General features: G+C 46.8%; 15 protein-coding genes. 12 read left to right on the top strand and 3 right to left on the bottom strand.

The window, feature by feature from the left end; all coding sequences use genetic code 11:
* The 12 genes from ONB37_02170 (at position 1) to ONB37_02115 (ending at position 14044) form a co-directional block, all read left to right on the top strand.
* Positions 1-930, top strand: a complete 930-nt coding sequence (locus ONB37_02170; GenBank protein MDZ7398949.1) for a calcium/sodium antiporter — start codon at positions 1-3, stop codon at positions 928-930.
* A gap of 74 nt (positions 931-1004) precedes the next feature.
* Complete coding sequence (locus tag ONB37_02165) at positions 1005-1325, top strand: cupin domain-containing protein (protein MDZ7398948.1); 321 nt, start codon at positions 1005-1007, stop codon at positions 1323-1325.
* Between the two features lie 263 nt (positions 1326-1588).
* On the top strand, positions 1589-4864 hold the full coding sequence (gene recC / locus ONB37_02160; protein MDZ7398947.1) for an exodeoxyribonuclease V subunit gamma: 3276 nt from the start codon (positions 1589-1591) through the stop codon (positions 4862-4864).
* Positions 4865-4935: 71 nt separating this feature from the next.
* Positions 4936-5715, top strand: a complete 780-nt coding sequence (locus ONB37_02155) for a class I SAM-dependent methyltransferase (GenBank protein ID MDZ7398946.1) — start codon at positions 4936-4938, stop codon at positions 5713-5715.
* Complete coding sequence (locus ONB37_02150; protein ID MDZ7398945.1) at positions 5712-6731, top strand: radical SAM protein; 1020 nt, start codon at positions 5712-5714, stop codon at positions 6729-6731. Before ONB37_02155 ends, ONB37_02150 begins: the two co-directional genes overlap by 4 nt.
* Positions 6637-7689: a flippase-like domain-containing protein gene (locus ONB37_02145; GenBank protein ID MDZ7398944.1), complete on the top strand. Its 1053-nt coding sequence runs from the start codon at positions 6637-6639 to the stop codon at positions 7687-7689. The genes ONB37_02150 and ONB37_02145 overlap by 95 nt, the downstream gene beginning before the upstream one ends.
* A 143-nt stretch (positions 7690-7832) precedes the next feature.
* A complete protein-coding gene (locus ONB37_02140; protein ID MDZ7398943.1) occupies positions 7833-8861 on the top strand; it encodes a glycosyltransferase in 1029 nt (342 codons plus the stop codon).
* A complete protein-coding gene (locus ONB37_02135; protein ID MDZ7398942.1) occupies positions 8858-9493 on the top strand; it encodes a polysaccharide deacetylase family protein in 636 nt (211 codons plus the stop codon). Before ONB37_02140 ends, ONB37_02135 begins: the two co-directional genes overlap by 4 nt.
* 291 nt (positions 9494-9784) lie before the next feature.
* Positions 9785-10963, top strand: coding sequence for a glycosyltransferase (locus ONB37_02130; protein ID MDZ7398941.1), 1179 nt, complete (start codon positions 9785-9787; stop codon positions 10961-10963).
* A gap of 176 nt (positions 10964-11139) precedes the next feature.
* A complete protein-coding gene (locus ONB37_02125; protein MDZ7398940.1) occupies positions 11140-12303 on the top strand; it encodes a glycosyltransferase in 1164 nt (387 codons plus the stop codon).
* Between the two features lie 17 nt (positions 12304-12320).
* Complete coding sequence (locus ONB37_02120; protein ID MDZ7398939.1) at positions 12321-13352, top strand: radical SAM protein; 1032 nt, start codon at positions 12321-12323, stop codon at positions 13350-13352.
* Between the two features lie 2 nt (positions 13353-13354).
* Entirely contained in the window at positions 13355-14044 is a 690-nt protein-coding gene (locus ONB37_02115; protein MDZ7398938.1) for a PilZ domain-containing protein, read from the top strand.
* 215 nt (positions 14045-14259) lie between these two features.
* Here the strand turns inward: ONB37_02115 and ONB37_02110 are convergent, their stop codons facing one another.
* The 3 genes from ONB37_02110 to ONB37_02100 all read right to left on the bottom strand — a co-directional run bounded on the left by ONB37_02110 (position 14260) and on the right by ONB37_02100 (position 22382).
* Complete coding sequence (locus ONB37_02110) at positions 14260-15138, bottom strand: DUF4249 family protein (GenBank protein MDZ7398937.1); 879 nt, start codon at positions 15136-15138, stop codon at positions 14260-14262.
* Between the two features lie 14 nt (positions 15139-15152).
* On the bottom strand, positions 15153-17399 hold the full coding sequence (locus ONB37_02105; GenBank protein ID MDZ7398936.1) for a TonB-dependent receptor: 2247 nt from the start codon (positions 17397-17399) through the stop codon (positions 15153-15155).
* Between the two features lie 333 nt (positions 17400-17732).
* Complete coding sequence (locus ONB37_02100; protein ID MDZ7398935.1) at positions 17733-22382, bottom strand: FG-GAP-like repeat-containing protein; 4650 nt, start codon at positions 22380-22382, stop codon at positions 17733-17735.
* Positions 22383-22390 lie beyond the last annotated feature (8 nt).

Here is a 22390-nt window from a genome sequence, read left to right as displayed (position 1 = left end):
ATGAACATCATTATTGAGACGATAATTCTGGTGGTCTGTTTTGTCGTGATGTGCCAGGGGGCTGGTTGGTTGGTGGATTCTTCTGCCAGGATCGCTCGGAAGCTCGGGGTCTCCAATTTGGTCATCGGTCTGACGATTGTTGCATTTGGGACTTCAGCGCCTGAGTTGTGCGTTTCAATTTCAGCCGCGATTCGGGGAGCGGGCGACATTTCGATCGGAAACATTATCGGTTCCAATATCTTCAATATTGGAATTATTCTGGGGGGAGTAGCGATCATTCGCAATCTCAAAACGGATGACCAGATGATCCACCGCGACGGCTTTTTCCTGATGGTCGTCACCCTGGTAGCAGTTGCCATGCTGTGGGACCTTCGATTGAGTCGATTCGAAGGAATGGTGTTATTCCTTCTGTTGCTGTTCTACTTGGGCAATTTATATAGCAGCAGAGCTGTCAGCCCAGAGATAGACCTCGAGGCTGATAATTTTCGCTTCCGCGATATTTTTTTGCTAACCTTGAGCACAGCAATGCTCATCGGAAGCTCTCATTTTTTGGTGAATTCCGCCTGCAATTTGGCCAGAACGTTCGGCTGCTCGGAATGGCTCATCGGAGCTACCATTGTCGCGGCTGGGACGTCATTGCCAGAAATGGTGACTTCTATTGTCGCCGCAATTCGTGGTAACTCAGGCATCTCCATCGGGAATCTCATTGGTAGCGATATTTTCAACGTGCTGGGCGTTTTGGGATTGGCCGGCATCATCCGCGAAATGCCCATTGAAACCTCGGCTCGCATTAGTCTTTTGATCTATCCCTTCATGGTCGGTATCGCTTTGGTTTTCCTCCGAACCGAATGGAAGCTTACGCGCCGCGAAGGCATTGTACTGGTTCTCTTCGGTATCGCTCGCTGGGTCTATAGCATTATCGCTCAATAATCTCCTGGGAACTTTCCTCTCTCTGATTCAGTAGCCAATTCAAATGCCAATTATCTCTCGCTCAGGAGCTGATCATGATCAAGCAAAATATTTTCTCTCAGATCCCCAATCGAATTGACGATGAAATTTTCGAGACCATTGTTCATACCGGTGATCTGACCATTGAGCGGATCATATCGAAAGGCCAAGCATCACCTCCAGAATTCTGGTACGACCAAGATCGCAACGAATGGGTGATAGTCGTTCAAGGCCAAGCGCGTTTGCGGTTTGAAAACGGGAGCGAAATCTTGGAACTGAGATCAGGGGATTATATCAATATTCCCGCCCATTGCAAACATCGGGTGGAATGGACCGATCCAGATCAGGTGACCATTTGGCTGGCGGTTCATTATTGATCCGAAGCGATTGGACGATCCCGTTCTCTATTTTTCTCGATCTTTGGCTCTTAGACTTTCGCTTTTGGCTTCCAGCTTTCCGCTATCTGATTCCATTAGCCAGACAATTGAATTCGACCAGCAGATCCTTTACTGCCATCTCGATAAGAAAACCTTAATAGGCTCACAAATTGATTGATTTGGATCAGTTTATTTTGTATATTTTAAAACGCTGAATGGTTGAAACGTGCCCTGAATCGATGGTCGCCCGATCTATTTTTCCTATGACCCATATTCATCTCTACACGAGCAATCGATTGGAAATGCTGGCCGAAAAATTGGCCGAAGTCTTACGGGTTCCGCTTGCCTCACCGCTGACGCCAGAAATCGTCGTGGTACAAAGCAAGGGCATGGAACGTTGGCTGGCGATGCAATTGGCGCAACGCTTTGGGATTTGCGCCAATGTGAAGTTCCCGTTCCCCAATGCTTTCGTCCACGAGATGCTCAGCAAAATCATTCCAAATATTCCAGATCCAACACCGTTTGATCCACAATTGCTGATCTGGAAAATCATGAAACTTTTGCCCGACTTCATCGATCGGCCAGAATTCCTCAGCATTAAAAATTACCTTGGTGGTTCTCAATTCGACCTCAAGGCATTTCAGTTGGCGGAGCGTATCGCCGATCGATTTGATCAATATCTGCTTTATCGGCCCGACTGGATCTTTCGATGGGAGCGCGGCGAGGATCATCATTGGCAAGCAATGCTCTGGCGAAGGCTGGTTCAGGAAAACGGTCCCCTTCACCGCGCGACGCTGGGAAAGCAGTTTCTCGAGCAGGTGCAATCATTGACCGCCCCGCCAAAAAGCTTCCCAGAACGGGTCAGCGTGTTTGGAATCTCAGCATTACCCCCGTTTCATCTTCATATCCTTAAGGCAATCTCTAAATTCACACCAGTCCATCTGTTCGTAATGAATCCCTGCCGCGAATTCTGGTTCGATATTCCATCACTGGGTGGGGACGAACGGTATAGCATCAACCATCCCGATCGAACAGGTGAGGCCGAAGATTTTGATCTTGAAAGCGGAAATTCGTTGCTGGCCTCGATGGGAGCTCTGGGCAGGGAATTTTTGGGGATGATCTACGATTTCGACTTTCAAGAGCACGCTGAATTTATCGAACCAGGCGAAAAGACTTTGCTTTCCCATATTCAGTCCGATATTTTAAACCTTAAGCAACGAGGTATCGACCAGCCCAAAGTCCAACTTGCAGCGAATGATGATTCCATCCAGATTCATTCTTGCCACAGCCCAATGCGTGAGGTCGAAGTGCTCCAGGACCAATTGTTGCGGATGTTCGAGCAAGATGCGGAGCTTTTGCCGAAAGATATATTGGTGATGACTCCAGAGATTGAGAGCTACGCACCCTATATTCACGCTGTGTTTGATCTCCCGATGGATGATCCCCGGCGCATTCCATTTAGCATTAGCGACCGAACCGTTCGACAGGAGAGTGAGTTGATCAATACGTTCCTGTCTTTGCTCGATCTCTCCCACAGCCGCTGTACCTCTAATGAAGTAATGACGGTGCTCGAATCTCCTGCTGTCCAGCGCAGATTCAACTTATCAGAAACCGAGCTGGATCGGATTCGCCACTGGATCAGCGAGACGCACATCCGCTGGGGAATTGACGCGGAGCATCGCCAAGAATTAGGCTTGCCGAACACCTTGGAACACACCTGGCGAGCTGGGCTGGATCGGCTTTTATTAGGATATGCGCTCCCGGGACAGGGAAAGCGCATGTTCGCCAACATTTTGCCCTATGATGCCATAGAAGGCGATGACGCCGAATTGCTGGGAAATTTCCTTGACTTCCTCGAACAACTCTTTTTAACGATCAAAAGCTTGCATCATCCCCGCAGTTTGAAAGAATGGAGCGAACAGTTGCAACGCATATTAGAAAATCTCTTTGCACCCGATCCTGAAACCGAAAACGATTATTTGCTGATCTGGCGCAGTGCAACTGAATTAGGAAAATTACAACAGCAAACCGACTTCAGATATCCAATTCATGTGGAAGTGATCAAAAATTACTTAAAAGGACAATTTGAGCGGACCAGCTATGGGTTTGGCTTTATGACGGGTGGGGTCACTTTTTGTGCGATGTTGCCTATGCGGAGCATTCCCTTTAAAATTATTTGCCTCCTCGGCATGAACGACGACGTTTATCCTCGTCAGGAACAAAAGTTGGGATTCGACCTTATGGCCCATCAGCCGCGCCCAGGCGACCGTTCACGTCGAAAAGATGATCGCTACCTCTTTCTTGAGGCGATTCTCTCCGCACGCAAAAAATTATACATCAGTTTTGTCGGGCAAAGTCTTCAAGACAATAGCCCCATTCCGCCATCGGTGCTGGTAAATGAATTGCTTGACTATATCGATGCCAATTATGAAATTCCTGAGAAAAACATTTCTGACCATCTGATAACAAAACATCGTTTGCAAGCATTCAGCCCTGCGTATTTCCAAAATGATCAAAAGCTGTTTAGTTTTTCAGCCCAACATTTTCAGACAGCAAAAAAAATGCTTGAGCCGCGGAGCGCCCCAAGCCCCTTTATCACCCAAGGACTTTCTATTCCTGATGAAAGTTGGAGAATCATCAACTTGATCGATCTGGTCCGTTTTTTTGAGAACCCAGCAAAATTTTTTGTGACCCGTCGATTGGGCATGATTCTTGAAGAGGTCAGTCCCATTTTTGAGGAAGATGAGCCGTTCCAATTGGAAAAGTTGGATCAATACCATTGGGCACAGCAACTACTAACAGAATTTTTGGCGGGGAAAGATCTCAGCGATTCGTTTGAACTCCTTCGCGCCCAGGGTGCACTGCCCCATGGATCAGTTGGCCAGATTGAGTTCGACCGATTGCGTCGCACAGTTCATGCATTTGCTCATAAACTACAACCCTATTTGTTCACTGGACCATTGCCGGCTCTGACGGTGGATTTAAACTTGGGTCAATTTAAACTCGTCGGCAAGATAGAGGGGGTTTTTCCAGAGCGCTTGTTGACCTATCGATTGGCCAAAATCCGGGCTAGGGATCGCCTGCGCGCCTGGATCTACCATCTGGTGCTCAATCTGGTTCAACCCAAAGACTATCCGCGAATCAGTTGGCTGATCGGTTGGGAGGCTGAAAACGGAACGGAAAATTGGGAAGCTTGGCAATTTAACCAAATTGAGAACAGCCATCAGCTCTTAGCTGATTTGCTTGACATCTATTGGCAGGGCCTGAGCAAACCGATCCATTTCTTCCCAGAGACAAGCTGGGAATTCGCAACGCGATTGATTGAAAAAAACAAACCTGAACCAGCAGCCTTAAAATCTGCACGAAGGAAATGGCGCTCCGATGACATGAGTCGCGGTTGGTTCGAGTCACAAGACCCGTATTATCAGCTATGCTTCGAAAAATTCGAGCCTGACCCGCTCGATGTCGACTTTCAAAATTTGGCCATCGATATTTTTCGTCCAGTAATTGAATATCAAACGGAGCTGAAGGATCGTTAGGCACTGCATAAAAAGAATGCTTTTAATTGAATGATTAGACTCCAGATGAACGAGCTGAAGAGCCATTTCTTATGCCGCTGCATCATCAAACCTGGGACAATTATCATAAATTTGCTGAACAGCGAGCCGAGCTGGTGGTCGACCTTTTGCGACAGTTCATCCCTCTGGCTGGAATTCGGGCATTGGATTACGGCTGCGGGCAGGGTAGCCTGGCTCGGCTGCTGGCCCAACTCGGTGCTCTTGTCACTGCAGTGGATATCGATCCAAATCTTCAACCGTTGTTCAAACAGACTGAGATCCAATTTTGTCTTGCAAACGATGATAAATGGCTTAAGGCCACCTATGACCTGATCGTGCTGCAGGATGTTCTGGAACATGTGCCTGATGCAGATTCGCTTTTTGCAAAGCTGAGCCAAATTCTTTCTCGCAAAGGATTGCTCTATGTTTCAACGCCGAATCGATGTTCGCCATTGAATTTTTTCTTAGACCCTCATTGGTCGTTGCCTGGAGTGGCGCTATTGTCTCGACCTCTGGTGGCGTTTTTCGTTCAACGTGTATTTCACAGGGACCTAAGACCGCGAAACGATTGGCCAGCTTTGCTTTCCATTGGGCAGCTAAAAAATCTTTTTGAACAGCACGGGTTCGAATTGAGTTTCGTTAACACATTTGTTGCTCAACGACTCTTTCAATCGCCAGATTCGGTGGTGTCTCATCCACTCCACTTGGCCATCATTGGCTGGTTGAAACAGCACCATTTGGAGTTATGGATTTTCCGCATGGTGAATGATCGATACGGGTTGTTCAATCGGCTGATAAATCCCACGTGGTATATCATTGGAAGGAAAAAATGAATGAGATTTGGTGGGGACAAGTTTTTCGGAGCGCATCTCCACCCCGGATCGCGAATTTTTTGAAGCTTTTGATGGGCCTTGGTATTTCCTCGATCATGCGGAAAAGCCGCGTCTGGGGGATCCCTGCGGTGCTGGTGGTCGAACCTACCGCGCTGTGCAATTTGCGTTGCCCCCAGTGCCTGGTTGGCTTGAGCAGAATCACTCGCCAGCGCAAGGTGTTGGACATCAATCTGTATAAAAAAGTGCTGGATCAGATTGGCGATCGGCTGTGGTATCTGTTGCTATATAATCAGGGCGAGCCGTTTTTTCATCCCCAGTTCCTGGAGCTGATTCGACTCGCTAAGCAGCGCGGCATCTATGTATCCACCAGCACCAACGGCCACTTTCTATCCGATGAGGCGACGCTGATAGAACTGGTTCAGAGCGGTTTGGATGTCATCATCGTCTCAGTGGATGGCAGTGATCCCGCTTCTTATTCCGCTTATCGTCAAAACGGCGATTTTCAGCGGGTCATCGCCGGGATCACCCAACTGATTCATGTCAGGACCCAGCTTCATCGCAAGGCGCCCAAGGTGCTACTACAATGTCTGGTGACAAAGCACAATGAGCATCAAATGCCAGCGATGCGCCGATTGGCCGCTAAATTGAAAGTGGATCGCTTGCTGTTCAAGACGCTTCAGATCGAAGAGCACGAGTCCGCAGAACAATTTTTGCCAGAAGAGCCAGCCTTTCGCCGGTATCAGGGGCAAGCGGGAACAAATGGTGCGAAAAAATCATTGAATGGGAAATGTTTTCGGCTATGGTATAGCGCCGTCCTGTTGTCTGATGGTCGGCTGGTCCCTTGCTGTTTCGATAAAAATGCTCACCATGATTACGGACAGGTTCGTTTGGACAATGAATTCGAATCAATCTGGAAATCCAATGCATCACACCAATTCCGAGCCGCCATTCTTCAGCGACAGTCCTCTCTCGATATCTGCGAGAACTGCACCGCGCATCAAAAAATCTATCTCTAAACGGGTCGTTATTTACCTGGCTAAAATTAGCATTGCAGTGCTGGTCATGATCATGCTGCTGAAACGGGTATCGGTGCAGGATATATCAACAGCTTTTCGATCAGCCCGGTTGTTCTGCATCTTTGCGGCGCTAATTTTGCTGTTGCCCAACATCTATTTTCAATTTCTCAAATGGCGTTACCTTGTCCGGTTGCTGAAACCGCCGGTCTCCAATCGCGAGATATTCCAATCATTGTTGGCAGGGTTTACATTCGGTTTTGTCACTCCGGGACGTGTGGGCGAGTTCGGTCGCGCTTTCTTTATCAAAGATTGCTCCTGGGTTAGCCTGCTCGGCATCACTTTCATCGATAAAATGTTCTCATTGGGCGTGGTATTCTTTTGGGGCGCGCTGGGATTATTGCTTTTCGTGAGCCATCAACTTTATTTGTATACATTAGCACCAATTGTTGTGTTCACTCTCATCACATTGATCGTCATCTATTATGTCATGTTCCATCCAGAAGTCATTCGGGGTTTTCTTTATAGTCTCAACATCATTCTCCCTTTTCGGGACAAAATGAAACTACTTATGGGCAGTCTGGATAATTTCCACCGACGCCAGGCTTTTCATTTACTATTGATGACCGTTGCATTCTACTTCATCTTTTTCTTACAATTCTATATTCTCGTTTGCTCTTTTGAACGCGCCCCGTTGTTGCCAACATTTTGGGCCATTGCAGCAACAATGCTCGTCAAATCGCTGCTCCCCATTTCATTGGGCGATCTTGGCATCCGGGAAAGCGCCGCCATCTTTTTCTTGGGCAAAGTGGGTGTCCACGATTTTGCCGCTTTCAATGCTTCAATCCTTTTATTCATGATCAATTTGCTCATCCCCAGCTTGTTGGGCTTGATCCTAGTGCTGAAATACCGTTTGATGTTTCGGAACAATAATCACAACCCAGTTCCCACGTCCAATTAGATTTTTGAGATGATTGAAATGATCCTAAAACAGAATGATGGAATGATGGAGTGATGTTGTCTTTTTTCGCCTTTTTATTTTTGATCTTTTTGCTACTGATTTATTCCAGCAAAATCCTCAGTTGTTATTGGGGATTATCTCAGTTGGCGTCACGGAGGAATCCCAAACGTTATTCTGTCAGCATCATTATTCCAGCACGAAATGAGGAACGAACCATTGGGGTGTGTTTAGCGTCATTGCTCGCTCAGGACTATCCACAAGACCTCATAGAGATCATCGTGATCGATGATGATTCATCGGATCGAACTGACCAAGTAGTCGAATCCTTCAGCAATTTGTACCCGTCTATTCGAATGATCAAAATGGGGCCTTCTCCAGTGGGCATATCGCCGAAGAAACGGGCTTTACAAGTGGGGATTGAGGCTTCAACTGGCGAGCTAATTCTTACTACAGATGCCGATTGCTGGGCAGAGCCGCAATGGGTCTCCCAAATGATTAGCCATTTTAACGAAGATGTCGGTATGGTCATCGGCTATGTGGGCATTGCGAAACGCTCGGAGCAAAATCTGTTTCATAAGCTTCAGTCGCTCGAATTGGTCGGATTAACCATGGCAGGGCTTGGCAGCCTCGGCGCAGGCGATCCCATCATCGCCAATGGTGCCAGCTTAGCGATGCGTCGCGTCACATTTGAGCAGGTCGGGGGCTATGATGGGCAAATCCACATCCTCAGCGGCGATGACGATCTATTGCTTCAAAAAATTGACCGAATGACCCATTGGACCATCAGGGCTTGTCTATCTTATGGCTCGTTCGTTTTTACATGGCCAATAAACTCTCTCAGCGAGTTTATTCAACAGCGCACCCGATGGGCGTCCAAAAGCCTTGTCTATCAGAAACCCTCGCTGATCCTATTCCTCATTGCCACCTATTTGCTATATCTGTGGCTTTTTATCTCAATTCCCGTGGCATTCGCCATTTCGTCCTTCTTCCCGATCGTCCCCTTGATCGTAAAACTGGGAGTCGATCTGATTTTGATCATGAAAAGCACAGAATTTGTGGGAAGAAAGGACCTGAGAAAATATTTTCTCTTAGCTGAAGTGGCTCAGATCCCTTACATCCTTTATGTTGGGGTGGCTGGCTTGTTTAACAAATTCGAATGGAAGGGCCGATGAGGTTTTTTAGACAACCAATGCTGTTTTTCAAATTGTTTCCTCAGATCATCTGGAGAGGGGCTGAACTGCAACATCAGGTTTACCTCAGTTTCGATGATGGACCGCATCCGATTCACACGCCTGCTATTTTGGATATTCTGAATCAGGAGCAAGTACCTGCCATATTTTTTGTTCTGGGATATAAAACCATTCAACATCCCGATTTGGTGAAGCAGATCCATCAGCAAGGCCATCAAATTGGGATCCATGGTTTTCAGCACGAGCGGTTATTTCATCAATCGATCGACTATTTGTCTCAACAATTAGGACGCAGCAAATCAGCAGTCGAGGCAGTGATCGGTGAACAAGTCCAATTTTTCCGACCTCCTTTCGGCATATTTTCTCCCCGATTGCTGAATATGTGCACTAAGCTGAGACTCAAGATGGTACTCTGGAGTTTGATGCTCTATGATTTTGATATCAAATTATCAGATCGCTTTATAATTAGCCTCGCGCATCAAAAAGTGACCGAAGGTGATATTATCCTGCTTCATGATGGTCACCTAAATAGTTATCGTACCGTTCGGATATTGAGTTCAATGATCCAACATGTCAAAAAGAAGGGCCTAAAATTTGGCTTGATTACTAAATAAAATTACTAAATAAAGCTGTTGACATTTATCTTTTTTTTGCATATTTTAATCATCAGAAGATGAATAGCGGGCGCTGGGATCTTCAGAACATAAGAAGTAAAGATACGGCAGCGAATGGGCGGCTCACATTCGCGCTGCAGAAGCAAGATATATCCGTAACGGAATTTATAGAGAAACCTGGTGGACCCAAGAGCTCTTTCTTCGATTAAAACGATTGTCGATGCTAAAATAGCGCATTAAAAATACTCGATTGATACCCCTCTCATCACAGACTCGCAGCTAAGATCATCCATGCTAATCGCTTTATCTACTTTAACAATTTTACTGACATTGGGGTACTGTTTCTTGTTATGGCAGCTCTCTCGGGGGTTGTTCTTTCTCAAAACTGGGCAAAATGAACAAAAATTTCAGGTATCGGTCGTCGTGGCTGCTCGAAATGAACAAGCCACGATTGGTGCCTGTCTCTCCAGCTTGGTGAATCAATCTTATTCATCGGATTGTTACGAGATCATTGTCATCAATGATCGATCGAATGACCGGACGGCGGAGATTGTGAGAGAATTTATGCAAGAGAACAGCCAGATAAAATTGATCGAGGTGAGGGAACTGCCGACGGGCATTTCACCTAAAAAACATGCCTTGGAATTGGGAATTCGCGCCGCACGAGGGGAAATCATCCTGACGACTGACGCCGACTGCGCCCCTCATTCTGGCTGGATCGAGGGGATGGTCCGCTATTTTGAGCCAGAGGTCGGCTTGGTGGCTGGCTTTTCGCCCATCGAGCCTCGCGATCGCAATACGCTCTTTTCGCAGTTGCTCAAATTGGATTCATTATCGCTGGCTGCAGTCGCTGCGGGGAGCTTTGGCCTCAACAAACCGCTCACCTGCAATGGGCGCAACCTGGGATATCGAAAAGAAACCTTCAATTCCGTTGCGGGGTTTAAGCAAATTCAACATTTGGTCTCGGGGGACGACGACCTGTTTTTGCATCTGGTGACGCGGCAGACCAACTGGTCCGTACGATACTCCATCGACAGGACGACCACCGTGATCACGCGACCACCCCAGGGATGGCGTCAGTTCGCCAATCAACGCATTCGCCATGCATCAAAAGGCCGTCATTACTCGCTGCAATTGAAAGCGCTGCTCATTTCGATTTATCTATTGAATCTCTGCCTGCTTGCGTGGCTGCCGGTGAGCTGCTTCTATTCCAACTTTCTCTGGCTGCCGTTCGTCTGCTGGTTAGCCAAAAGCCTGGCAGAATTCCAATTAATATATCGATTCGCTGCCATTTTGGATGATCGACGGGCATTGACTATTTTCCCCCTGGCGATGATACTTCACATCCCTTATGTGGTCATTTTCGGGCTTTGGGGACAGCTCGGCAAATTTAGCTGGAAAGAGGAGCGTTTCAAGGCCACAACTGACCGATCTTTCAATTGTTCAGGATCAGATGATAAAGATCAATGAAAAGAAAATATCTCTGGCCTGGTCTCAATTCTGAAGTCGTAGGCAAATTAAGACATCTGTTGCGATCATCAGATCAATTCGAGGAAAAAGGTTGTCTGATTTTTAACATCCTTGAATAGCTCCGCTGCGTTGAGAAACAATTTTTATGATCTACGTCACATTGTAAGGAGAGCGTGTTGTTTAATTTTTTGTTCATTCTAATAACCATCGCTTATGTTTTCATCCTCTCAGTGTTTTTGATTGGATTATTTTTTCCAAATCGGCAACGGACTTCTCATCAGCCTTCTGTATCTGTTGTCGTTGCCGCTCGCAACGAGGAGAAAAATATTGGAAACTTGCTATCGGAGCTGGTTCAACAAACATATCCAAAGGAATTATTGGAGATCATCATCGTCAATGATGGGTCGGAAGATCGAACTGGGGAAATTATTGATCAATTTGCTCGAACGCATTGCCATATTAAACACGTTAAAGCAACACTTGATAGTAAGACTGGACTTATCGCAAAAAAAAATGCGCTCAATCAAGGGATTCGCCAGAGCAGTGGTGAGATCATTCTGTCGACCGATGCCGATTGTCACGTTCAATCGACGTGGGTGGAGACCATGGTCTCATATTTTGTGGCGCCGGTGGGAATGGTTGTGGGATTTTCTCAGTTGGGGACAGCCGACCATGGCTATTCGTTGTTTGAGAAGCTGCAGGCATTGGATTTTCTATCGCTCATGGCCGCAGCTCAGGGATCGTTAAATCTGGGCTGCCCTTTGGCGGCTTCGGGACAGAATATCGCCTATCGCAAAGCCGCGTTTGACGCAGTTGGTGGCTTTGAGAAGATCAAAAATCGCATTTCTGGGGATGATGTGTTATTGCTTCAATTGATCAGAAAATACACAAATTGGGAGATACGGTTTGCACCCGATCCCAAAGCATTTAACTGGACTGAAGCGGAAAGGACGCTCCGATCGTTTCTGAATCAGCGCAAACGCTGGGCGTCCAATGGATCGTATCAATTGAAATTGAACCCAGTTTTTTTCTCATTTATTCTGACGGTCTTTCTCATGAACGCGATCTTGATGATGGGCACACCGATTTATGCCTTAACTTATCATTCGATTGTCGTTCCCTCGATCTGCCTGGTAGCTAAATTTGCGATCGAATTTTTGATTAGTTTAAGAGGAGCGAAGGTCTTTCACCGATTGGATCTGGTGAAATATTTCCCAATTTGGGTGATCTTGCAGATGCCATACATTATTTTCACTGGCATTTTCGGGACTCTGGGACATTTTATCTGGAAAGATCGAAGATACTTTCAAGAAGTGACCACGTTTAGGGTGGCACCATGAATTGGATTGATTCAATCATGAAAGGAATGCGCAGCGCCCTATATCGCCGGCCGCTCAATTCCAGCACCGAGATTCGCTTAACACGTCTCTGCACCCAGCGCTGTCGCCAATGCAGTGTTTATGAGCGAATGACAACGCCGCCGAGCATGACTTTGGAGCAATTTCAAATCATTGCGCAGCGGCTGCGAGATTACGGCGCTTATATTGGCTTTATTTCCGGAGGAGAGGCCACCCTGGTTCCCCATTTGGCTGAGATTTTGTTGATCGCCAAGAAGACCTTCTCGATCGCGACCACCTTGGTGACCGGACTTTACAATAAGAGCGAGATCATTTATAAAATTGGTCGCTTAGCCTTGGACCATCGCATCAATATCCAGACTTCATTGGATGGACTTGGGGCCTTAGGGGATTCGTTACGGGGTGTGAAAGACCACGCGGCGACGGTATTGAAGCACATGAAATGGCTGGCTGAGCATCGCAATGGATCGGGTCCGCTGCTTTATGCCAATATCGTGCTCAATAATTTAAATCTGGAACAGGTGCCTGAGCTAATTTGCCGCATTCGCGAATTGGATTGGAAGGTCACCATTGGCCTCTATCATACCCTGACGGCCACCACCCGAAAGGATGACGCATTACAGCTTCAGCCAGGAAAACGGTTGGAAAAGCTGCTGAAATTCTTAGAAGGCAATCCAGATATCATGAATTTGGACGCATTCATCCGAGGGATCGGTCCGTTTGTGGAGGGACGGCACCGGAAGCTTTGCGCTTTTGTGGATTCGCCCATCCTTTCCACGCGCACCACTATCATGGAAAATGGCGATGTGCATCTTTGCCATGGCGCGCCAATTGGAAATATCTTTGTGTCAAGCTTACAGAAAATTTTTTCGGAACGACCTTATCGAAAGCGACTGCAGGAATATCGACATTGCTCGGGCTGTTGGACCACTTGTTATACGCAGCGGTATCTTTTGGTTCATCCGCGTTCTTGGCGGGAAGTGAAAGATCATTGGAAAAAGGTCAATGCGACAAGAGGAGGAAAATCGTAGCCGTGGAATTAACCACAAGCTGGACAGAACGCCGCAAGCATGCGAGATATTACCCAGATCGCGAAAGCACCCCAAAGGTCAATTTTGCCATCAACGGAGATGAAAAATTCGCAGTCGATGTGATTAATATCAGTCGCGGAGGCTTGCTGGGCTACACGATCGATTATGACCTGACCAATAATAACCATCACCAGCGTATCAGGGAAATCGAAATTGCCTTTCCCGGACGAGCACCTTTTTATTGCTCAGGCAAATTGCTCCGTGTATCGCCCAGTCGAATGTCACTAAAATGCTTCTGCGCAGTTCAATTTGACCCCATTGGCTTTGACCAACATCACAATCAACTTGATGTGGGCGATCAAATCGAAGCTTCGTTACGTCCCAGTAAAATCATCGTCATCCCAGATCAAATGCTGATCAATCGCTTACAACAATGTCCGAATTACATGAAGATCTCAGACCATAGCTTAGCTGATTCCGTTCGGAAGGCCGTTTATGATTCTTTCGACGACATTATCAGCTATCTTTCGCTGGAAGAAAAATGGTATTTCCTCCAAATGATCGATGAATTGAAACGGCATGAGCCAGATTATCCAGAAGATTTAAAAAAAGCTTTCATCACAATATGTCGAATCGGATTAGAATTGGCCCAAAAAAAAGGCAATTCTATTGAGCCGATCGTTATGAAATGAAAGCCTTACGGCTTAACTCCAACTATCGGACCGATCACTATCTGAATTTAGCTTTTTTTCTCTTTTTTCATGCCCTGTTTTTCTTCAATGACTTTCTGCTGAATAAGCACCGCTCAAATGAGCAACCCGCTGAATATCTACGAGCTTTCAAGATGATTAGATAGCAAGAGGGGGTTGCCTTCGCCGCTATGTTTTTTTCCTTCGCAATTTGCAAATCATGGTTTCTTAATATACAATCGAAACGTTTCGCCGCATACTGAACCGAACACCCCGACCCCTCCTTCCACTCCGCTTTGCAATTCAGGATATTCTTTTCGATTGAGAAATTGATAGTAATTCTCATCGATAGCCAACACCTGAAGGATATAAGAACCATAAAATCCGATCATGGAGCTATACCAATCGATCACATATAGGCCAGGAAAATTGGGAGAGGAAAGATCGCGGTATTTTGCCGATGCCAGGATGTGGCGAGGCTCACTATTACCATCCTGCCCCCCATACTCTGCGGCATCGCTTGGTTTGCTTTTGCCCCAAAATGGGTTGATATATTCAGCGTTCTGCCATGGTTCGAGGCAATAGACATCGATAATGATGATCTGACGCTCATTTTCGCAGCTCACAAAAATCGGCTTTTCCACCGAAAGACCCTCATGATAAACAGAATCGATTCCTCCCCTTTTCAAATCGGTCTGAATATCGAGCTCGAATGGCACGGTTGTCTCGGCAGCCACCACTCGATCATCCACTTCAACTTTCAATCGATATGCTCTTCTGGGAATGGCAATAAGACTTTCGTTAAAGTAGTAGCCAGGTCGATCGCCTTCTTGCAACACATAGCTTTTGCCTGAGCTTACCTCGGTAATGCTCACATGAGCATTCCGAATAGCCGCACGATCGGCATCGTACTCCTGGTCAATCGGTTGGGTGTAGCTGATCATGATGGCATGGTCAGCAGTCATGGCCTTGTTTCCCCAGAGAAAGCCGAATACAACAATTTCTTTTTGATACTGGGGGCTGGAAGGATACTGGTCACATGACCAAAGAATTAGCGGCATCAATAGCCAGAATCGCAAACGGATTGAACATTTCATATCTTTCTCATGGTTTAGAACATCACCGAAATTCCCAGCGTAGGGATCCTGGGCAACATGTAGAACTCTTTTCGAGTAGCTGGATTCGTTTTGAAATCATAATAACGAAACCAGACGTTTTTAAAATTGAATATATTGACTGCCTGGAGATCGAGCTCGGTTTTCAAGCCGAATATGGTCCTGAGATGGGTGAGCCCGATGTCGATACGCAAATAGGGTGGCAAACGCGAATTGTTTTTTTCCGCTTCAAGTGTACGATCGTAAACGGTACCGTTGGGATTTAGCGCTTGATAGCGGCCAGAAGCTTCGGTATAAGGCTGTCCTGTGCCAAACTTCAATGCGAAATTGATCCGCCACTTCTGACCAAAATGATATTGCTCGGTAGCTGTGATCGTATGGCGTCGGTCATACGGAGGGAAATAGGGTTGATCAAAGTTATAACTTTGGACTTGCTTCTTTACCCAATTGAACGAGTAGCCGAGCCATCCAGAAAATCCCCAAATCTGATTGCGGAGGTAAATATCAATCCCGTATGCTGAAGCATTGCCAGCGAGAAAAATATCTGATATGGTCAAACGATCGTAATCGCGATCGATCCCCTGGGACTCAGCCGCTCGGAACCGATATTCTGATATGTTCTTGTACCACTTGTAATAGCCCTCGACATTGATGGAGAGTGTGCGGTAATTATCATAATTGAATCCCAAAATGAAATGATCAGCACGTCCAGGCGGAAAGGTCTCATCAACAGGAAACCACATGTCAGCGAAACTTAATCCCTCTTGATAGACCAGATTGAGAAATTGAGCATAGCGACCGTAGCTAAGGGTCACACCAACTTGATCATTGAACCGATGCTGATATGAAACCTGGGGCGAGAGCAAGGAATAATTCCCATCGCTGTAGAAATCGAGCCTGATCCCCGATTGAATGATATTCGCCTGGGTCACTTTGTAATTGTGCTGGGCATAAAATGCGAGCGCAGTTCCAGCAAATGATTTTTTATACGCCAGGTCCGCGATCTTATTGTTCAGTTCGAAATGGAGTCTCTTTGTTTGGAGGCCGAAATCGATGGTATGAAAAATGGAAGGGGAGTAGGTCACCCACGATTTGATCGCCAGATCAGCTATTCGATTTGAAATGCCAAAGGAGATATCGTCGAATTGTACCTCAGAATCACTATCGAAGCGGCTGCCCGCGAAGACGAAATGAAAGAACAATTTACTAGATATCAGGCGCATCCATTGGGCGCTGAAAGTCCGATTCCCCCAGTCCAGTAATATATCGGTCTCGTTTTGAGAGAGATCTAATTTATCATTTCCGGCATAAAAGCTAAGGCTAGCTTGATTTTTTCGATCGATATCAAAATTGATCTTGGCATGGCCGTCGTAAAAATAATAGGGCAGGTTAAAATCAACTAATTTGGCCGCCAGGTCGAGATAAGTCCGCCGGCCGGAGACCATCCACGAGCCGTATTTCCATGGACCCTCCAGCGTTGCATTCGTGCTCAACAAGCTCAGCCGCGCCACGCCCTGAAATTTTTCACGATTGCCCTCCTTGTTGATGACATTAAGGACCGATGATAACCGGCCGCCATACATCACGGGGAAGCCACCCTTGAGCAGCTCGACCGATTTAATTGCATCGGTGTTAAAACTGGAGAAAAATCCGAATAAATGGTTGGGATTATAAACATCGATATGGTCCAACAAGATTAGATTTTGGTCTGGGCTGCCGCCGCGAACATATAACCCGGCTGAAAAGTCGGACAATGTCGCCACTCCCGGCAACATCTGGATGGTTCGAAAAAGATCTGGCTCTGCGAGCTGGGGCGCTGCGCGCAGTTGTTGCGCTGGAACGACAATTTGGCTCGGCTTAATATCCAACTCGTTCCGATCCCGATCCGCCACTACTGTGGCTCCAGGCAATGAGATTGGCTCCGGCTCAAGATATACATCCAGCTCAAGGTCTGTTTCATGAGCAATAATGATCTTTTCGACATGCGTTTTATAACCGATGTAGCGGAAAAGAATCTCATAATTTCCTGCGGGCAGAGATCCCAATACATAATAGCCCTTTGTATTGGTTGTCGTGCCGTAGTGGCTATCTTTGATCCAAACATTGCCCAATACAATTGGCTCTCGCGTGGCCTTCTCCCGAACAAAGCCGTGAATCGTTGCTGCCAAGCTCAGACTTGAGCATAAATCAATAGCAACAACTAAAAGCAAGCTCAGCAAGCTGACACAGGCTCCTCGATCCATTCTCAACTTTTCTCTCCATTTATTCAAAACCAATTAAGACGGACTCAATTCTTCATTGTTGTTACTTCTCGAAATTTGTTTGGTTTCTATTTTTCTTGATTCGAAATTGGTCCCAACAGCCTCTGATGGTTTTATCATGAAAATCCGAGCAATCAATTTGAAAAAATATGAATCAAAGCGGGAGTTATTAATCAGTTCAACCAGAAAAGATTGGATTATGAATTTATCAATTCTATTTTGAGGTGCGATGAATAGATAAAAAAACCCTTGCCACAAGATAGCCATGGCAAGGGTTATAATCGTCTATTGATTGAATTGAGGGTCGCTCTAGTTCTATCGGATTTTTACCATCTTTCGATAGGCGCGAAACTCCCCAGCTTCTATTTTAATCAAATAGATTCCCGAGGGCATCTCCTGGCCGCTATCGTTTTTGCCGTCCCAGGAAATCTGATGATAGCCAGCTTGCTTCTTTTCATTCAGCAGAGTCCGAATTTCATCACCCAATAGGTTGAATACTTTTAGGGTCACGGTTCTAGCTTCAGGCAATTGGAATGAGATTAGAGTCGCTGGATTAAATGGGTTCGGATAATTTTGATTCAGCACAAATTGCTCAGGAAGCGAAGTTGAAGCCGCAGAGGCGGCGATCGATGCGCGATCCAGCCGCAGTACACCAGCGTTGTCAGATCCAGCGTCGCTCAACACCACGAAAGTGGTCCCCACATAACTGCCGCTTTTCTCACGAATGGCAATTTGCAGCGTATCACCCACTGCCCAAGCTGGGGAGATGCTGCTCACACTCACCCACCAAAATTCACCATCGCAACCGCTGCCTGCAGGATTTGCTGCTTCGACCTCACCCTCATGTCCCGCCAACCAGGCACACAGCTCCAGATCCTCGGACCGGATCGTTTTATCCTGAGGATAAATTAAGCGGCCATAAACTGTGTGAGGAACTGCTCGTCCAGATTTGCTGACCTCTTTTGCAACCGCCTTGCTCGACTTGCCAGAGGCAGATAGGAGGAGAGATGTTGCAGCAGTTTTTTCAGGTGCTGGCCAAACTGTATCAGCAGTTACGTTCACATAATAACTATGTCCGACTGATACATCAAAATTGGCAAATGGTAATCCGACCACGTGACCGATCAGGCCCTGATTCACTGCATCCCATGCGTAAACATCTGTACAATTGGGGATGTCCTGACCCAGCTGTTCTGCATTCGTTAAATAGTTTTTGCTCAGCGGTACTGCGATATGATTAATATCGGTCTTGCTGGTGGTAATTAAATGAAAACTGGTATCGGCATAACTCCCGGCAACTGTCCAAACCGTGTCTTTCGTTACGTTGATCATATAGGGATAGCCAGGGACAACATTAAAGTTGTTAAATGGCAAACCTTTCACATGCCCGACAATGCCCTGAACCGCTGCGTCCCAGTAATAGACGTCAGTGCAATATGGGATTGCTTGGGCAAGCTCCTCAGCATTTCGAATTGGCTGGCGTCCTTTTAGGGTGTTCATAATGACTGCAATTTCATTGATATCTGTCCTGGCCGTAGTGACCAACTGATAATCAAACTCGCTGGCAAGATTGGATGGCTCGGATTCAACACTGGATACTGCGGTGACCCGATAAAAATAATTCCGATTCACATCGCCGACGATCTGCGCGCCATGCCCGGTGTCGGTCCATTGAACTCCTTCAGTACCAGGGTCTTCATCGGTTATCCCAGTTGCAATCCGATTGCTGCCATGGTCACGATCTGGAATAAAATTATAACTCGTATCGCGATAGACATGGTAACTCGTGGCCCCATCGACAGAAGACCATTCCAACAAAATGTGACTGCCTTGGACCGAGGCCCGCAGATCGGCGATAGCAGCAGGTACAGCGGCAAAATGAGCAGTGACTATCTTATCAGCATTCATGGTCACTGTGGTTGTATCATTATTCGGATCTGCGACATCGCCTGTCCAATTGAGAAAAACATAACCAGATGCCGGGAACGCGATCACGCGAACGATTGAGCCATCACTGAAGCTATGATCGCCAACGGCTGGTTCGGTCGCGCCACCTTCAGGGGGATCGGCAACCATTTTCAACTGAAAGGATTGCGGCGAAATGGAGAAAACTGCATTGCTGACATCGACTGGATCGCCATCCACATCGCTCACTCGCACCAAACATTTGCTCGAAATGCTGTTCGGAATCGTCCATGAAAAGATCCCATCATCCTCAGTCGTATCGGCCACCAAAATCCAAGTGACTGCACTATCAGCGCTGAACTCGATTGTCACCTTGCCGCTTGTCTTATTGGAGCTCCAGCTAATATCATGCACACTCCCGACCTTCCAATCCTCACCACCATTGGGGGATACCAGCGAAATAAATGGCACCTGCGAAATGGTAAATACTGCATCGGAGACATCATTAGGATCGCCGTCGCTGTCCGTCACCCGAACCAGGCATCGAGCTGACGGCGTACTCGGAATCGTCCACTCAAAGAGACCATCATCCTCAGTGCTGGCTACGATGTCAATCCAGGTAGCCGCGCTATCGGAACTGAATTCAATCTTGACAGTACCGCTGGTCTTATTGGAACTCCAAGTGATCTGCTGTACACTTCCGACCTCCCAATCCTCGCCGCCATTCGGACTTTGCACCGTAATGAACGGCGGCATCGAAATGGTAAATAGCGTATCGCTGATGTCCGTGGGATGCCCATCTACATCACTCACTCGCACCAGACATTTATTGGAGAGGCTGTTCGGGATCGTCCATGAAAATAGGCCATCATCTTCCGTGGTATCGGCGACAACGGTCCAGGTGGCAGCGCTGTCGGCGCTGAACTCAATTGTCACCTTGCCGCTCGTCTTATTGGAGCTCCAGGTGATATCATGCAGGCTACTAACCTCCCAATCCTCTCCACCATTAGGAGTCGCTATGATCAAATATGTCGTCGAATCTTTAAAATTGGCGGTCACCATTTTATCGCCATCGATCAAAACAGATGTCGTATCATTATTCGGATCGGCGACATCTCCAGACCAGTTGACAAACTCATAACCTTCAGCCGAAGTAGCGATCAGCGTGACAACGGTGCCTAACGCATAACTATGTTCTCCAATTGATGGATCGGTCGTACCCGTTTCTGCGGGATTCACAGAAATAGTGAGCACATGCATAATCGGAAGAATAGTGAAAGGATTATCGCTAACATCGAACGGGCTACCATCGCTGTCGGTGATTCGAATGCGGCAATTTTCTGAAGGCGCATGCGGCACTTGCCAGCTATAACTGCCGTCATCTGGTTCTCCATCGGCGATTAAGTTCCACGTCGCCCCACCATCGGTAGAAAATTCAATTTTCACCGTGCCGCTGATATTGTGGGACTGCCAGGTAATTTCATGAGCATTTCCTGCCTGAAACTGCTCGCCCCCATTCGGAGCTGTGATTTTGATCATTTCGCTCTGATCTGATTCAATAATAGTCAGGAATTGGTCCACGGCCACTGAAGTGAGCGTCTGAACGAGCCCAGAGGGCCATTCGATGATCAGTTCATCGATCAGGGTGGCATCTCCGAGGCCGAAATGGGCTCGCAAATCATCATGGCTACCATAACCATTCTGGGCGCTAATTTCGCGCATTTGCCAACGCACCTGACCATCGATCGTTGCTTTGACCCTTACTTTCGCGCCGATGCCTGCTCGATTTGAATTCGTCCCGGTGCATTGCAGATTGATCCAATGATTCGTATTGCCGTTGTTTGGACCGTTATTCTGATAAAGGATATTCTTCGCTTCGCGACAAATGAACAAATCGATAAAGCCATCTTTGTTGAAATCGGCAAAGGCAGCCCCATAGGTAAAACTAGAATCGGTCACAACGCTGGTTGTATCCTTCGTGAACGTTCCGTCTCCATTGTTAATGAACAAACTGTTTTTGAAAAAAATATCATTTCCAACAAATAAATCGAGATCACCATCATTATCAATATCTCCCCATGCGCAACCCAAAGAGCATTTTTCCTCGTTGACGATGTCGCCATCGACAATTTTGGTGAAGACATCATTTCCATCGTTTCGGTAAAGGAAATTTTTTGCTGGTCCATTTTTTCCATAATTGGACATAAACAGATCCAGATCACCATCATTATCATAATCGCCCCAGCAAGGCGCCGAGGAGTAGCTCCCTTGGATAATGGACATCCCGTTTTGATTCACCAGCTTGGTGAAGGTATTGTTGCCGTCATTGCGCCAGATAGCGTTGTTTTCCCCATCACCGCCGGCAATAGCAAGGTCAGGATCTCCATCATTATCATAATCCCCCCAAGCAAACCGCGAGACCAAAGTGGCGTTTTCATTACCCACTAATGGGATTCCAACGATTTCGGTAAATGTCCCATCTCCATTGCTCCGGTATAGGGAATTCGGTTGCTTTGGATAGGTCCCATTTTTGATGAATAAATCTAGAAATCCATCGTTATCATAATCGCCCCAACCAACCGCGCAGGTTGATTCTCGTTCATTCACTGGAGGCCCCGCCGTGGTATTTTTCGTAAATGTACCATCCCCGTTATTGACATAAAGACAATTGTTGATCACAGGATCATCGTACGTTCCAGTAGTGACGGCGACATATAAATCCAGATCGCCATCGTTATCATAATCTCCCCAACTGCTTCCATAAGTAACGTATTGGTCTTCGACTGGCGGGCCCGTCATGACTCGAGTGAATGTTCCATCTCCATTATTATGATAGAGGAAATTCACTTGTTTATAGCCAGTAACCCCGTTGGAGACATAGAAATCGGGATAACCATCGTTATCGTAATCTGCCCAGGATACACCTCGGGAGGCCATCACCTTCTCCCAGCTGAAAGTGATCTGAACGAAAGGATCCTGTGCCTGAAGCAATGAAGTCAGCAAAATCACTAAAAGTGATGTTGCAATTCCCACCCTTGCCCAGTTTGGTTGCCAGTTCATGGTGCAGC

Source organism: candidate division KSB1 bacterium (assembly GCA_034506395.1).
Lineage (GTDB): Bacteria > Zhuqueibacterota > Zhuqueibacteria > Thermofontimicrobiales > Thermofontimicrobiaceae > Thermofontimicrobium.
The sequence above is the reverse complement of the archived record's forward strand: the minus strand, read 5'-3'. Positions and strand labels throughout refer to the sequence as shown.

Bases quoted from the DNA above. Each gene is read 5' to 3' on its own strand.
- ONB37_02120 (MDZ7398939.1), top strand. From the start codon at position 12,321: ATGAAAGGAATGCGCAGCGCCCTATATCGCCGGCCGCTCAATTCCAGC.
- ONB37_02165 (MDZ7398948.1), top strand. From the start codon at position 1,005: ATGATCAAGCAAAATATTTTCTCTCAGATCCCCAATCGAATTGACGAT.
- recC (MDZ7398947.1), top strand. From the start codon at position 1,589: ATGACCCATATTCATCTCTACACGAGCAATCGATTGGAAATGCTGGCC.
- ONB37_02105 (MDZ7398936.1), bottom strand. From the start codon at position 17,399: ATGGATCGAGGAGCCTGTGTCAGCTTGCTGAGCTTGCTTTTAGTTGTT.
- ONB37_02150 (MDZ7398945.1), top strand. From the start codon at position 5,712: ATGAATGAGATTTGGTGGGGACAAGTTTTTCGGAGCGCATCTCCACCC.
- ONB37_02145 (MDZ7398944.1), top strand. From the start codon at position 6,637: ATGCATCACACCAATTCCGAGCCGCCATTCTTCAGCGACAGTCCTCTC.
- ONB37_02110 (MDZ7398937.1), bottom strand. From the start codon at position 15,138: ATGAAATGTTCAATCCGTTTGCGATTCTGGCTATTGATGCCGCTAATT.
- ONB37_02130 (MDZ7398941.1), top strand. From the start codon at position 9,785: ATGCTAATCGCTTTATCTACTTTAACAATTTTACTGACATTGGGGTAC.
- ONB37_02135 (MDZ7398942.1), top strand. From the start codon at position 8,858: ATGAGGTTTTTTAGACAACCAATGCTGTTTTTCAAATTGTTTCCTCAG.
- ONB37_02170 (MDZ7398949.1), top strand. From the start codon at position 1: ATGAACATCATTATTGAGACGATAATTCTGGTGGTCTGTTTTGTCGTG.
- ONB37_02100 (MDZ7398935.1), bottom strand. From the start codon at position 22,382: ATGAACTGGCAACCAAACTGGGCAAGGGTGGGAATTGCAACATCACTT.
- ONB37_02155 (MDZ7398946.1), top strand. From the start codon at position 4,936: ATGCCGCTGCATCATCAAACCTGGGACAATTATCATAAATTTGCTGAA.